Genomic DNA, 14,405 nt, shown 5'->3' with positions numbered 1-14,405 from the left:
GTTAACGGACCGGGCTGGCGGTGGGGGCTTCGGAAGTAGCCGCCGGGCCACCGATTTCAAGCTTTGTGCCCTTGAGTTCCACACGCTTGATCTCGCCGACGATGAACAGGTAGCTGAAGGCGGCGAGGAAGGCGTTGATGCCGACGAACACCAGGGCCCACTTGAAGGAACCGGTGGCGGCGATGATGTAGCCGATGACGATCGGGGTGGTGATGGACGACAGGTTGCCGCAGGTGTTGAAGATGCCTCCGGCCAGGCCGGCGATCTGCTTGGGCGCGGTATCCGACATCACCGCCCAGCCGAGGGCGCCGATGCCCTTGCCGAAGAAGGCCAGGGCCATGAAGCCCACCACCATCCAGTCGGCGTCCACGTAGTTGCACAGGATCATGGTCATGGACAGCAGCATGCCGCCGACGATCGGGGTCTTGCGCGCCACGCTGAGGGAGTGGCCACGGCGCAGCAGCCAGTCGGAAATCACCCCGCCCAGCACGCCGCCGATGAAGCCGCAGATGGCCGGCAGGGAGGCGATGATGCCCGCCTTGAGGATGGTCATGCCGCGCTCCTGCACCAGGTACACCGGGAACCAGGTGAGGAAGAAATACGTGAGCGCGTTGATGCAGAACTGGCCGAGGTAGATACCCGCCATCATGCGGTTGCTGACCAGTTGCCTGATGTGCTCCCACTTCGGTCCGTTGCCCGGCAGGCGACGGTTCTGGTCCATGTCCACCAGGGCACCGTTGCTGGCGAGATGGTCGATCTCGGCCTGGTTGATCAGCGGGTGTTCCTTGGGGTTGTAGATGAACTTCAGCCAGACTCCGGAGAACAGGATGCCGATGGTGCCCATGACGATGAACACGTGCTCCCAGCCCAGGCTGTGGACGATCCAGCCCATCAGCGGGGCGAAGATCACCGTGGCGAAGTACTGGGCGGAGTTGAAGATGGCGGACGCGGTGCCGCGCTCGGCGGTGGGGAACCAGGCGGCGACGATGCGTGCGTTGCCCGGGAAAGACGGCGCCTCGGCGAAGCCCACCAGGAAGCGCAGCATGAACAGGGTCACCACCGACCAGGCGACTGGCACCGCGTCGACGAAGCCCTGCAGCAGGGTGAAGACCGACCAGCTGAAGATGCTGAAGGCGTAGACGCGCTTGGAGCCGAAGCGGTCCAGCAGCCAGCCGCCCGGGATCTGGCCGAGCACGTAGGCCCAACCGAAGGCGGAGAAGATGTAGCCGAGCATGACGGCGTCGACGCCGAGCTCCTTCTGGATGGCGGAGCCGGCGATGGAAATGGTGGCGCGGTCGGCGTAGTTGATCGTGGTCACCAGGAACAGCATGAGCAGGATCAGGTAACGCACACGGGTTCTTTTCAGTACTTCGCCCATGGTTCTTCTCTCTGAATTGTTCTTGTCGAAGAGCTCGCGCGGGTTGCCGCGCGAGGATTGCGTGTCATTCCGCAGGCAGCGGATGGGGTTCAGAACCTCGGTTTGCTGATCTTCCAGGCCGGGTCGTATTTGCGCATCTGCCGCGCGTCGTCGCGACTTCGGATGTCGATGGACAGGTACTGTTCATGAAGTTTGGCCAGTTGATCCTGGTCCAGTTCCACGCCCAGGCCCGGTGCGCGGGTGATGCTGACGCAGCCATTGCGGATCGGCAGCTTGCCGCCCTTGATGACTTCCTCGTCCTCCTCCTGCCACGGGTAGTGGGTGTCGCAGGCGTAGGTCAGGTTCGGCACCGAGGCGGCCACGTGGGCCATGGCCATCAGGCTGATGCCCAGGTGCGAGTTGGAATGCATCGACAGGCCGAGGTCGAAGGTGTCGCACATCCGCGCCAGCGCCTGGGTATCACGCAGGCCGCCCCAGTAGTGGTGATCGGCGAGGACGATCTGCACGCTGTTCAGCGCCACGCTGCGGCGGAATTCCTCAAAGTCGGTCACCACCATGTTGGTGGCCAGGGGCGTGCCGGTGCGGCGGTGCAGTTCGGCCATGCCATCTAGGCCGGGGGTGGGGTCCTCGTAATACTCCAGGTCGCCGCCCAGCAGTTCGGCCATGCGCAAGGCGGTGTCCAGGGACCAGTTGCCGTTGGGGTCGATGCGCAGCGGATGGTTGGGGAAGGCCTTCTTCAGCGCCTTGATGCAGGCGACTTCGTGCTCCGGTTCCAGGGCGCCGGCCTTCAGCTTGATGCTCTGGAAGCCATGGGCCTCGATCATGCGCGCGGCCTGGGCGACGATCTGTTCCTCGGACAGGGCTTCGCCCCAGGAGTCAGGCGCGTAGGGCGCGTCGATGTGCTTGGCGTACTTGAAGAACAGGTAGGCGCTGAAGGGGACTTCGGTGCGCACGGCACCGCCCAGCAGGTCCACCAGGGGCATGCCCAGGGAGCGGGCCTGGAGGTCGAGGAAGGCCACCTCGAAGGCGGAATAGGCGTTGGCCACCTGCTTGCTCGGATGGGAACCCGGTGCCAGTTCCGCACCGGCTTCTGCCGGGCCGAGTGCGGCAACCGTCTTGATGACGCGGGCGCGCAGGCCGTTGAGGTCGAAGGGGTCGAGGCCGACGAGACTGTCCTGCATGGCCTGCAGTACCGCCAGTACCGGTTCGTCGCCGTAGCTCTCGCCGAGACCGATGAAGCCGCTGTCGCTTTCCACCTCGATGATCGAGCGCAGCGCGAAGGGCTCATGGATGCCGCTGGCGTTGAGCAGCGGCGCATCGCGGAACGCGATGGGGGTGACTCTGACTCGTTTGATCTTCACGACCAACTCCTACCTGTGCTTGTTGTTTTACCGGTAGTCCCTGATGGGGTACGGGGGGCTTGCCTGGCCCCCGCGGGTGTCTGGTGGATCAGCCTCCGACGTAGGTTGTCTTCACCGTGGTGTAGAACTCCTGGGCGTAGCGTCCCTGCTCGCGCGGGCCGTAGGACGAGCCTTTGCGGCCACCGAACGGGACGTGGTAATCCACGCCCGCCGTGGGCAGGTTGACCATGACCATCCCGGCCTGGACGTGGCGCTTGAAGTGGTTGGCGTACGTGAGCGAGGTGGTGGCGATACCGGCGGACAGGCCGAATTCGGTGTCATTGGCCAGCGCCAGCGCTTCTTCGTAGTTGGCGACGCGGATGACGTTGGCCACCGGGCCGAAGATTTCCTCGCGGCTGATGCGCATCCCCGCCTCGCTGTCAGCGAACAGCGCCGGGGCGAGGAAGTAGCCGTCGGTGTCGCAGCGCACCCGCTCGCCACCGGCCACCAGGCGCGCGCCTTCGTCGCGGCCGATATCGATGTAGCGCAGATCCTGCTCCAGTTGGGCCTGGGACACCACCGGGCCGATGTCGATGCCGCTGTGCAAGGCATGACCGACACGGACGGCGCACATGCGCTCGGCCATGGCCTCGATGAAGCGGTCGTGGATGCCGGCGGTGACGATCAGACGGCTGCTGGCGGTGCAGCGCTGGCCGGTGGAGTAGAAGGCGCTCTGCACGGCGAGTTCGACGGCGGTCTTGAGGTCCGCGTCGTCGAGGATCACCTGCGGGTTCTTGCCGCCCATCTCCAGCTGCACCTTGGCGCCACGGGCAACGCAGGTCGCGGCGATGCTGCGGCCAACACCGACGGAGCCGGTGAAGCTGATGCCGTCGACTCGGTTGTCATTGACCATCGCCTCGCCGACCACGCGTCCACTGCCCATCACCAGATTGAACACCCCGGCGGGGAAGCCGGCGCGGGAGATGATCTCGGCCAGGGCCCAGGCGCTGCCCGGCACCAGGTCGGCGGGCTTGAACACCACGCAGTTGCCGTAGGCCAAAGCCGGGGCGATCTTCCAGGCCGGGATGGCGATGGGGAAGTTCCAGGGGGTGATCAGGCCGATCACACCCAGGGGTTCGCGGGTGACTTCCACCGAGACGCCAGGACGTACCGAGGGCAGGACTTCACCGGCCAGGCGCAGGCATTCACCGGCGAAGTACTTGAAGATGTTGCCGGCGCGGCTCACCTCGCCAATGGCTTCGGGCAGGGTCTTGCCCTCTTCCCTCGCCAGCAGCGTGCCCAGTTCTTCACGACGGGCGAGGATCTCGCTGCCGACCTTGTCCAGAGCGTCGGCGCGGGCCTGGATGCCGGACACCGACCAGGCCGGGAAGGCCGCACGGGCCGCCTCGATGGCCTGGGCCACCTGGGCGGCGTCGGCCTGGGCGTACTCGCCCAGGCAGTCGCTGAGATCGGAGGGGTTGAGGTTGCGCGAGTAGCCGCTGCCGGCCACCCACGCCCCGCCGATGTAGTTGTCGAAGCGTTTCTCAGTCACGAGCCTTCTCCTGATTGCAGATCACTGCGCGCCCTGGGCGTCGATCAGCGCGGCGAGTTGCTCGTACTCACCCGGCAGCAGGTCGGTCAGCGGAGCGCGAACCGGGCCGGCGTCGTGGCCGACGATACGCGCGCCGGCTTTCACGATGCTGACGGCGTAACCGGCACGGCGGTTGCGGATTTCCAGATAGGGCAGGAAGAAGCTGTCGATCAGTTTGCCCACGGTGGCGTGGTCGTCGGCAGCGACGGCGTTGTAGAAGTCCATCGCGGTCTTCGGGATGAAGTTGAAGACGGCGGAGGAGTAGACCGGCACGCCCAGGGCCTTGTAGGCGGCGGCGTATACCTCGGCGGTGGGCAAGCCACCCAGGTAGCTGAAGCGGTCACCGAGGCGGCGGCGGATGGAGACCATCAGCTCGATGTCGCCCAGGCCGTCCTTGTAGCCGATCAGGTTCGGGCAGCGCCCGGCCAGTCGCTCCAGCAGCGCCGGGGTCAGGCGGCAGACGTTGCGGTTGTAGACCACCACGCCGATGTTCACCGATTTGCAGACCTGCTCGACGTGATCGGCCACGCCTTCCTGGCTGGCTTCGGTGAGGTAGTGCGGCAGCAGCAGCAGGCCTTTGGCACCGAGGCGCTCGGCTTCCTGGGCGTACTGGATGGCCTGGCGGGTCGGGCCGCCTACGCCGGCGAGGATCGGTACGCTGCCAGCACAGGTGTCGACAGCGGTCTTGATGATGGAGGAGTACTCGTCCGGCGCCAGGGAGAAGAATTCACCGGTACCGCCTGCGGCGAAGAGCGCCGAAGCACCGTAGGGAGCCAACCATTCCAGACGACGGGCGTAGCTCTTGGCGTTGAAGTTGCCGGCAACGTCGAAGTCAGTGACGGGAAAGGACAGCAGCCCGGAGGAGAGGATGGACTTGAGTTCTTGTGGATTCATTATTCGAGCACCCTGCGAAGCGGTTTGAGTAAGGCCGGGACGATCCGGCTTGAGAGATACGTTATCGTACAACTTAAAAGACTGCCAACCGCCGTTCATCCCTCCGTTCGCTCATCGCCCGCTATGGCGGCGTGGAACGCCCCACCCGTTTCAACGGCCATGAAAACGCTCTAAAACTGGGCGTTCAGCCTTTATTTCGCCGGGTGTTGGATGAATCGACAACTGTGCAAACGGCAATCCTGTGGCCAGGCCTTTCGGCCCTTCGACACCTGCCATGCTTGCGACAATCCGAATCAGTTGTACGACAACATATAACAGCAAATCTTGTAGGACAACTCCCAGACACAAAAAAGATTCGCCCTCCCCCTCGGCACTCGCCCTACCCCCCAGCCCCACCCAGCGCGCAGCAGGCAGCGGGCGTTGCTCATGTCCACGTCCCAATAAAAAGGGCCGCTCGATGCGGCCCTTGCTCTGTGCGGAATGCCTCAGCCCTGCCGGGCTCGCTCCGCCTCTTCGTGGGCCTGGCGCAAGCGTTCGCGACTGTTGGTCAGGTGCAGGCGCATGGCCGCGCGGGCCGCCTCGCTGTCCTGGCGGGCGATGGCTTCGTAGATGTCCTCGTGCTCACGGCTCAGGCGAGCGAGGTAGTGCTCCCGATCGTCATGGGCGATACGCGCCGAGTTGAGCCGGGTGCGCGGAATGATGCTGGTCCCCAGGTGGGTCATGATGTCCGTGAAGTAGCGATTGCCGGTGGCCAGGGCGATCTGCAGGTGGAACTGGAAGTCCGAGGCCACCGCGTCGGTGCCGTGGGCGGCGCTGAGGAAGGTGTCCAGCGCCTCGCGCATGGCCACCAGTTGCTCCGGACTGCGACGCTGGGCCGCGAGCCCGGCGGACTCCACTTCCAGGCTGATGCGCAGCTCGAGGATGGCCATCACGTCGCGCAGGGTGACGATGGTCGCCGGATCGATGCGAAAGCCCATGGGGCTCGGGGTATCCAGCACAAAGGTGCCGATGCCGTGTCGGGTCTCCACCAGCCCGGCCGCCTGCAGCCGCGAAATGGCCTCGCGCACGACGGTGCGGCTGACGCCCTGGGCTTCCATGATGGCCGATTCGGTGGGCAGCTTTTCGCCGCGCTTGATCTCGCCATTCTGGATCTGCTGGGAGAGCTCGTTCACCAGCTCCTGCGCCAGGCTGCGGTGCTTGCGGCGTGGGCGTTGCTGGATGCTTGGATTGTCCATCGCGAAGGTCGATTCCGGTGAAAACTGACGGTCAATCATAGCCCAGCAGGTTGTACGACGACACTCATCTCCACGCCTGGCGGTCGGCACCAGAAACAAAAAAGGCGCAGCTGGGTGGCTGCGCCTTTCGTGTGTCCGCTTGCGCGACTCGACTCAGAACGGGATGTCGTCGTCGAAGCTGTCGTAGTCCGGAGCCGGCTGGGCGGCGGGCTGCGGAGCCGGACGCTGCTGCGGGGCGGACTGCTGCGGCTCACGCTGCGGACGCGGGGCGCGCGGGGCATCGCCTTCGCTGCCAGGACGGCCGCCGAGCAGCTGCATCTGGCCGTTGATGTCGACCACGATCTCGGTGGTGTAGCGCTTCACGCCGTCCTTTTCCCACTCGCGGGTGCGCAGGGAACCTTCGACGTAGACTTGCGAGCCCTTGCGCAGGTACTCGCCGGCGATTTCGGCGAGGCGGCCGAAGAACACCACGCGGTGCCATTCGGTGCGCTCCTGCTGCTGACCGGTCTGCTTGTCCTTCCAGCTTTCACTGGTGGCCAGGGTGACGTTGGTCACCGCGTTGCCGTTGGGCAGGTAGCGGGTTTCCGGATCACCACCGACGTTGCCAACCAGAATGACTTTGTTAACCCCACGGGCCATGACGTTCTCCTAGGCTTCAGCACGTTCGGGCGCCGGATCGACCATGCGCTCCAGGGACGTGCGGTCCAATAGTTCGGTATCCACTTTGATATAGATGGCCGCCTCTTCGGCCACCAAGACGGCATCTGCCACTCCGGGCATTGCCAGCAAACGCGCCACCAGCCCGGTATCGGCTACCGCCGCTGCACTGAGCGGCAAGCGCAGGCTGGTCACGTATGGAGGTTCACGCATAGTAACAGCAATAAGCAGCCAAATCGCACAGATGACCGCACATCCGATGAAAACCACGGACAGCCCGCCATGCTGGAACAGCCAGCCGCCGAGGATGCCGCCGAGGGCTGCACCGAGGAACTGGCTGGTGGAATAGACGCCCATCGCCGTGCCCTTGCCACCGGCCGGGGCGACCTTGCTGATCAGCGACGGCAGCGAGGCTTCCAGCAGGTTGAACGCGGTAAAGAAAACGATGGCGCCGAATACCAGGGCGCGCAGGCTGTCGCCGAATTGCCAGAAGAACAGCTCGCAGGCGCAGAGGACGGCCACTGCGCCCACCAGCACGCGTTTCATCTGGCGCTTCTTCTCGCCATAGATGATGAACGGAACCATGCCGAAGAAGCCCACCAGCAGCGCGGTGAGGTAAACCCACCAGTGCTCTTCCTTGGGCAGGCCGGCTTTCTCCACCAGCGCCAGCGGCAGGGCGACGAAGCTGGCCATGAGGATCGCGTGCAGGGCGAGGATGCCGAAGTCCAGACGCAGCAGGTCCGGGTGTCTCAAGGTCGGCAGCAGCGCCTGGCGCGCCACGCCGGATTCGCGGTGCTGCAGCGGGTGGGCAGCGCGGGGAACCATGGTGGCGATGATGACGATGCCCACCAACGCCATGATGGAGGTCGCCCAGAACAGCCCGGAAAGGCCGAAGGCGCGGGTCAGCAGCGGGCCGACCACCATGGCCACGGCGAAGGACACGCCGATGCTCATGCCGATCATGGCCATGGCCTTGGTCCGGTGCTGCTCGCGGGTAAGGTCGGAAAGCAGCGCCATCACGGCCGCGGAGATGGCTCCGGCCCCCTGCAGCACGCGACCGGCGATCACGCCCCAGATGGAGTCGGCATTGGCCGCCAGGGCAGCGCCGGCAGCGAAGATCAGCAGGCCGATGTAGATCACCGGCAGACGGCCGATGCGGTCGGAAATGACGCCAAAGGGAATCTGCAGCACGGCCTGGGTCAGGCCGTAGGCACCGATGGCCAGGCCGATCAGGGCCGGGGTGGCGCCGGCGAGGTCCTGGCCGTAGGTGGCCAGAACCGGCAGGACCATGAACATGCCAAGCATGCGGAAGGCAAAGACCAGGGCCAAGCCGCTGGCCGCGCGCGTTTCGCTGCCGCTCATGCGTTCTGAGTGGGAATCGTGCATAGGTGCCTCGAGGAAGAACGTTCCGGGACTGCGCCAGGCGTCCCTGCCCGGCCGTCGCCGGTGCCTGAAAAATGCCGCGCATTCTAGCAGTCCGCGCTTGCTCCGTGACAGTCGTGACGCTTTGCCGCGCGCCTGTGGCGGGCCGTATAATCGCGGGTTTCCGCCCGCCAAGTGAGGCCGTTGTGGACAAGATCCTGATCCGTGGGGCACGCACCCATAACCTGAAGAACGTCGACCTCACCCTGCCCCGCGACAAGCTCATCGTGATCACCGGACTGTCCGGTTCCGGCAAGTCGTCCCTGGCCTTCGATACCCTCTACGCAGAGGGCCAGCGCCGCTACGTGGAGTCTCTGTCGGCCTACGCCCGGCAGTTCCTCTCGATGATGGAAAAGCCCGATGTGGACACCATCGAAGGCCTGTCGCCGGCCATTTCCATCGAGCAGAAGTCCACGTCCCACAACCCGCGTTCCACCGTGGGCACCATCACCGAAATCTACGACTACCTGCGCCTGCTCTACGCCCGCGTCGGTACGCCGCGCTGCCCGGACCATGATGTACCGCTGGAAGCCCAGACCGTCAGCCAGATGGTGGACCAGGTGCTGGCCCTGCCCGAAGGCCGCAAGCTGATGCTGCTGGCCCCCGTGGTACGTGAGCGCAAGGGCGAGCACCTGGCGGTGTTCGAGGAGCTGCGCGCCCAGGGCTTCGTCCGCGCACGAGTGGACGGCAGGATTTACGAGCTGGATGAACTGCCCAAGCTGGACAAGCAGAAGAAGCACTCCATCGACGTGGTGGTCGACCGCTTCAAGGTGCGCGAGGACCTGCAGCAGCGCCTGGCGGAGTCCTTCGAGACGGCCATCAACATGGCTGACGGCATCGCCCTGGTGGCACCCATGGATGACGAGCCGGGTGACGAGATCATCTTCTCCGCGCGCTTCGCCTGCCCCCATTGCGGCCACTCCATCAGCGAGCTGGAGCCCAAGCTGTTCTCCTTCAACAACCCGGCCGGCGCCTGCCCCACCTGCGATGGACTGGGGGTTAAACAGTTTTTCGACGCCAAGCGCCTGGTCAACGGCGAACTGACCCTGGCCGAGGGCGCCATTCGCGGCTGGGACCGGCGCAACGTCTATTACTTCCAGATGCTCGGCTCGCTGGCCGCACATTACGGCTTCAGCCTGGAGAAGCCGTTCGACGAGCTCTCCGCCGAGCACCAGAAGGTGATCCTCTTTGGCAGCGGTCGCGAGGATGTGGACTTCCGCTACCTCAACGACCGTGGCGATATCGTCAAGCGCTCGCACCCCTTCGAGGGGATCATCCCCAACCTGGAGCGCCGCTACCGCGAGACCGAGTCGGCCACCGTGCGCGAGGAGCTGGCCAAGTTCCTCAGCACCCAGCCCTGCCCGGACTGCCGTGGCACCCGCCTGCGTCGTGAGGCCCGCCACGTCTGGGTGGGCGACAAGACCCTGCCGGCGGTTACCGGCCTGCCGGTAGGCGATGCGGCTGATTATTTCGGCGTCCTGAGCCTGACCGGACGGCGCGGCGAGATCGCCGAGAAAATCCTCAAGGAGATCCGCGAGCGCCTGCAGTTCCTGGTCAACGTCGGCCTCGACTACCTGACCCTGGACCGCAGCGCCGACACCCTTTCCGGCGGCGAAGCCCAGCGCATCCGCCTGGCGAGCCAGATCGGCGCCGGCCTGGTGGGGGTGATGTACATCCTCGACGAGCCCTCCATCGGCCTGCACCAGCGGGACAACGAGCGCCTGTTGGCCACCCTCACCCACCTGCGCAACCTGGGCAACACGGTGATCGTGGTCGAGCATGACGAGGACGCGATCCGCCTGGCCGACTACGTGGTGGACATCGGCCCGGGCGCCGGTGTGCACGGCGGCCAGATCGTCGCCGAGGGCACCCCGGACGAAGTCATGGCGCACCCCAATTCCCTCACCGGCAAGTATCTCTCCGGGCGGGTAAAAATCGAGGTGCCGCCCAACCGCACCCCACGGGACAAGAAGAAGGCCCTCAAGCTCAAGGGCGCCTGCGGCAACAACCTGCAGCAGGTGAACCTGGAGATCCCGGTGGGCCTGCTGACCTGCGTGACGGGCGTGTCCGGCTCGGGCAAGTCCACCCTGATCAACAACACCCTGTTCCCCATCACCGCCACTGCGCTGAACGGCGCCACCAGCCTCGAAGCGGCGCCTCACGACAGCTTCGATGGCCTGCAGCACCTGGACAAGGTGGTCGACATCGACCAGAGCCCCATCGGTCGCACCCCGCGTTCCAACCCGGCAACCTATACCGGGTTGTTCACGCCGATCCGCGAGCTGTTCGCCGGGGTGCCGGAGTCCCGTTCCCGTGGCTATGGGCCGGGGCGTTTCTCCTTCAACGTGAAGGGGGGCCGTTGCGAGGCCTGTCAGGGCGACGGCGTGATCAAGGTGGAGATGCACTTCCTGCCGGACATCTACGTCCCCTGCGACGTCTGCAAGGGCAAGCGCTACAACCGCGAAACCCTGGAGATCCGCTACAAGGGCAAGAGCATCCACGAGGTGCTGGAGATGACCATCGAAGAGGCCCGCGAATTCTTCGACGCGGTCCCGGCCATCGCGCGCAAGCTGCAAACCCTGATCGACGTCGGCCTGTCCTACATCCGCCTGGGCCAATCGGCCACCACCCTGTCGGGCGGCGAGGCGCAGCGGGTGAAGCTGTCCCGCGAGTTGTCCAAGCGCGATACCGGCAAGACGCTGTACATCCTCGACGAACCGACCACCGGTTTGCACTTCGCGGATATCCAGCAACTGCTGGACGTGCTGCACCGCCTGCGCGATCACGGCAACACGGTGGTGGTCATCGAGCACAACCTCGACGTCATCAAGACCGCTGACTGGCTGGTGGACCTGGGCCCCGAAGGCGGCTCCAAGGGCGGCCAGATCATCGCCACCGGCACGCCGGAGGAAGTGGCGGAGATGGCGCAGTCCCACACCGGACGCTTCCTCAAGCACCTGCTGGAGCGAGATCGCGCCTGACACGAAAAAGCCCCGCGAATGCGGGGCTTTTTCTAACTGCCGGTGAATCAGGCCAGATCGAAACGATCCAGGTTCATCACCTTGGTCCAGGCCGCGACGAAGTCCTTGACGAACTTCTCCTTGGCATCGGTACTGGCGTAGAGCTCTGCATAGGCGCGCAGCACCGAGTTGGAGCCGAAGATCAGGTCATTACGGGTACCGGTGAACTTCACCTGACCGCTCTTGCGATCCCGTCCTTCAAAGACCTCGGCATCGGCACCGGCCGGCGCCCACGCAATCCCCATGTCCAGCAGGTTGACGAAGAAGTCGTTGCTGAGCACGCCAACCTGGTTGGTGAATACACCATGCTGGCTGCCGTCATGGTTGGCGCCCAGAACGCGCAGGCCGCCTACCAAGGCGGTCAGCTCCGGTGCGCTCAGGGTCAGTAGCTGCGCCTTGTCCACCAACATGGACTCGGTCGGGACACCGATCTTGCCGTTGCGGTAGTTGCGGAAGCCATCGGCGATAGGTTCGAGCACGGCAAAGGAGTCAACGTCGGTGTGATCCTGGCTGGCGTCGACCCGCCCGGCCGCGAAGGGCACATCCACGCTCACGCCGGCAGCCTTGGCAGCCTGCTCCACGCCCACGTTGCCGGCCAGCACGATCACGTCGGCCAGCGAGGCCTTGCCGGACGCCTTCTGGATCTCTACCAGCTTGGGCAGTGCCTTGATAGCGCGCTGGTTGACCGCCCAGTCCTTCTGCGGTGCCAGGGCCAGACGAGCGCCGTTGGCGCCACCACGCTTATCGCCACCACGGAAGGTCGAGGCCGAGGCCCAGGCCACCGAGACCAGATCACCGACCGACAGCCCGGATGCAGCAATCCTGGCCTTGAGATCAGCGATGTCGGCAGCACTGGGGTTATGGGTGGCGGCCGGCAGCGGGTCTTGCCAGATCAGGTCTTCCTTCGGCACTTCCGGACCGAGGTAGCGCGCTTTCGGTCCCATGTCGCGGTGGGTCAGCTTGAACCAGGCGCGGGCGAAAGCGTCGGCGAAGGCCTGCGGGTCGTCCAGGAAGCGTTTGGAGATCTTGCCGAACGCGGGGTCGAAACGCAGGGTCAGGTCGGTCGTCAGCATGGTGGGCTTGTGGAACTTGCCCGGGACGTGAGCGTCCGGAATGATCTCCGGCGCGTCCTTGGCGACCCACTGCTTGGCACCGGCTGGCGACTGCGTCAGCTCCCACTCGTACTTGAACAGATTCTCGAAGAAGTTATTGCTCCACAACGCCGGAGTCTTGGTCCAGGTGACCTCGATCCCGCTGGAGATGGTGTCCTTGCCGTGACCGCTGCCGAAGCTGCTGATCCAGCCCAGCCCCTGGGCTTCTATTGGCGCGCCCTCCGGTTCCGGGCCCTTGTGCGATTCCGCAGCGGCGCCGTGAGCCTTGCCAAAGGTGTGTCCACCGGCGATCAGGGCGACGGTTTCCTCGTCATCCATGGCCATGCGGCCGAACGTAGAGCGGATGTCCTTCGCCGCGAGCATGTAGTCGCCGCTGGCATTCGGACCTTCGGGGTTCACATAGATCAGGCCCATATGGGTGGCACCGAACGGCGCCGACAGCTCGCGGTCACCGGTGACGCGATCCGGATCCACGCCCAGCCAGGCGATTTCAGCGCCCCAGTTCACGTCCAGATCCGGTTCCCACACGTCTTCGCGACCGGCACCGAAGCCGAAGGTACGGAAGCCCATGGACTCCAGCGCCACGTTACCGGCGAGGATCAACAGGTCAGCCCAGGAGATCTTCTGGCCGTACTTCTGCTTGATTGGCCAGAGCAGGCGGCGAGTCTTGTCGATGTTGACGTTGTCCGGCCAGGAGTTGAGCGGCGCGAAGCGCTGCTGGCCACGACCGGCACCGCCGCGACCGTCAGTGGTGCGGTAAGTGCCGGCGGCGTGCCAGGCCATGCGGATCATCTGCGGACCGTAGTGGCCGAAGTCGGCCGGCCACCAGTCCTGGGAGTCGGTCATGAGCTTGACCAGATCGGCCTTCAGGGCCTTGTAGTCGAGTTTCTTGAATTCTGCGGCGTAATTGAACTGCTCGCCGAGCGGATTGGACTTGTCCGAATGCTGATTGAGCAGATCCACGCGAAGCTGGTTGGGCCACCAGTCCTGATTGGTAGTGCCGCCACCAGCGACATGATTGAACGGGCATTTGCCTTGATTCGTCATTGCTCCCTCCTTCTCCTCAACGGGTCAGCCTTTCTGTTGTGGCTGACGATTCAGAAGAAGACTAGACCTCCTTCAATCGAGGTACCAATTTATGGAGCACAACGAACCAATAGCTTTTTTCTCTTAGCGAGTGCCGCAGGATGAGCTAGCGGAATAGCGGCCCCCAACACGGAAGAATGGCAGAACAGCAGGAGAACGCAGCAAAACCGAGAAGTCACTGCTTTAGCGATGGGGGGAGGAGAGAAAGGAACCGGAGCAACAGAAAATAAAAAACCGGGCACTAGGCCCGGTTTTTCATGCAACGACCGACTTACTCGGCAGCAGCTTCGACTTCACCAGCGACCGGACGGTCAACCAGCTCGACGTAAGCCATGGGAGCGTTGTCGCCAGCGCGGAAACCGCACTTCAGGATGCGCAGGTAGCCGCCCTGACGGTTGGCGTAGCGCTTGCCCAGGTCGTTGAACAGCTTGCCTACGGCAGCTTTCGAACGGGTACGGTCGAAAGCCAGACGACGGTTGGCGACGCTGTCTTCCTTGGCCAGGGTGATCAGCGGCTCGGCAACGCGACGCAGTTCTTTGGCCTTGGGCAGGGTGGTTTTGATCAGTTCGTGCTCGAACAGCGACACTGCCATGTTCTGGAACATGGCCTTGCGGTGTGCGCTGGTGCGGCTCAGGTGACGGCCACTTTTACGATGACGCATGGTTCAATT

At 64.6% G+C, this 14,405-nt stretch carries 10 protein-coding genes; 1 reads left to right on the top strand and 9 read right to left on the bottom strand.

Going from position 1 to position 14,405, the window contains the following annotated elements:
* Position 1 precedes the first annotated feature (1 nt).
* The 7 genes from TQ98_RS02380 to TQ98_RS02350 form a co-directional block, all read right to left on the bottom strand.
* Positions 2-1,453: an MFS transporter gene (locus TQ98_RS02380; RefSeq protein WP_277949302.1), complete on the bottom strand. Its 1,452-nt coding sequence runs from the start codon at positions 1,451-1,453 to the stop codon at positions 2-4.
* A 14-nt stretch (positions 1,454-1,467) separates the two neighbouring features.
* Positions 1,468-2,739: a glucarate dehydratase family protein gene (locus tag TQ98_RS02375; RefSeq protein WP_044872674.1), complete on the bottom strand. Its 1,272-nt coding sequence runs from the start codon at positions 2,737-2,739 to the stop codon at positions 1,468-1,470.
* A gap of 88 nt (positions 2,740-2,827) precedes the next feature.
* Positions 2,828-4,285: an aldehyde dehydrogenase family protein gene (locus TQ98_RS02370; protein ID WP_103102854.1), complete on the bottom strand. Its 1,458-nt coding sequence runs from the start codon at positions 4,283-4,285 to the stop codon at positions 2,828-2,830.
* Between the two features lie 6 nt (positions 4,286-4,291).
* Positions 4,292-5,203, bottom strand: a complete 912-nt coding sequence (gene kdgD / locus TQ98_RS02365) for a 5-dehydro-4-deoxyglucarate dehydratase (protein WP_044872676.1) — start codon at positions 5,201-5,203, stop codon at positions 4,292-4,294.
* Between the two features lie 485 nt (positions 5,204-5,688).
* The gene (locus TQ98_RS02360) at positions 5,689-6,438 is read right to left on the bottom strand and encodes a FadR/GntR family transcriptional regulator (protein WP_044872692.1); all 750 of its coding nucleotides are present in this window, start codon (positions 6,436-6,438) and stop codon (positions 5,689-5,691) included.
* 153 nt (positions 6,439-6,591) lie between these two features.
* The gene (locus TQ98_RS02355) at positions 6,592-7,077 is read right to left on the bottom strand and encodes a single-stranded DNA-binding protein (protein ID WP_044872677.1); all 486 of its coding nucleotides are present in this window, start codon (positions 7,075-7,077) and stop codon (positions 6,592-6,594) included.
* Positions 7,078-7,086: 9 nt separating this feature from the next.
* A complete protein-coding gene (locus TQ98_RS02350) occupies positions 7,087-8,481 on the bottom strand; it encodes an MFS transporter (RefSeq protein WP_044872678.1) in 1,395 nt (464 codons plus the stop codon).
* Between the two features lie 182 nt (positions 8,482-8,663).
* Here TQ98_RS02350 and uvrA point away from each other — a divergent pair, with 182 nt between their 5' ends.
* Positions 8,664-11,498, top strand: a complete 2,835-nt coding sequence (gene uvrA / locus TQ98_RS02345) for an excinuclease ABC subunit UvrA (RefSeq protein ID WP_044872679.1) — start codon at positions 8,664-8,666, stop codon at positions 11,496-11,498.
* A 47-nt stretch (positions 11,499-11,545) separates the two neighbouring features.
* Here uvrA and katG read toward each other — a convergent pair whose 3' ends face one another.
* Together katG and rplQ are read right to left on the bottom strand one after the other, a co-directional pair.
* A complete protein-coding gene (gene katG / locus TQ98_RS02340; RefSeq protein WP_103102853.1) occupies positions 11,546-13,696 on the bottom strand; it encodes a catalase/peroxidase HPI in 2,151 nt (716 codons plus the stop codon).
* A gap of 310 nt (positions 13,697-14,006) precedes the next feature.
* Positions 14,007-14,396, bottom strand: coding sequence for a 50S ribosomal protein L17 (rplQ, locus tag TQ98_RS02335; RefSeq protein WP_004419938.1), 390 nt, complete (start codon positions 14,394-14,396; stop codon positions 14,007-14,009).
* Positions 14,397-14,405 lie beyond the last annotated feature (9 nt).

Origin of the sequence: Pseudomonas sp. LFM046 (genome assembly GCF_000949385.2) — a bacterium.
Classification (GTDB): Bacteria; Pseudomonadota; Gammaproteobacteria; order Pseudomonadales; family Pseudomonadaceae; genus Metapseudomonas.
Note: the sequence above shows the minus strand (reverse complement) of the source record. Positions and strands in the feature narration are given on the sequence as shown.

Excerpts from the sequence above, each read along its gene's own strand:
- kdgD (WP_044872676.1), bottom strand. The coding sequence starts at position 5,203 with ATGAATCCACAAGAACTCAAGTCCATCCTCTCCTCCGGGCTGCTGTCC.
- katG (WP_103102853.1), bottom strand. The coding sequence starts at position 13,696 with ATGACGAATCAAGGCAAATGCCCGTTCAATCATGTCGCTGGTGGCGGC.
- TQ98_RS02350 (WP_044872678.1), bottom strand. The coding sequence starts at position 8,481 with ATGCACGATTCCCACTCAGAACGCATGAGCGGCAGCGAAACGCGCGCG.
- TQ98_RS02355 (WP_044872677.1), bottom strand. The coding sequence starts at position 7,077 with ATGGCCCGTGGGGTTAACAAAGTCATTCTGGTTGGCAACGTCGGTGGT.
- rplQ (WP_004419938.1), bottom strand. The coding sequence starts at position 14,396 with ATGCGTCATCGTAAAAGTGGCCGTCACCTGAGCCGCACCAGCGCACAC.
- TQ98_RS02360 (WP_044872692.1), bottom strand. The coding sequence starts at position 6,438 with ATGGACAATCCAAGCATCCAGCAACGCCCACGCCGCAAGCACCGCAGC.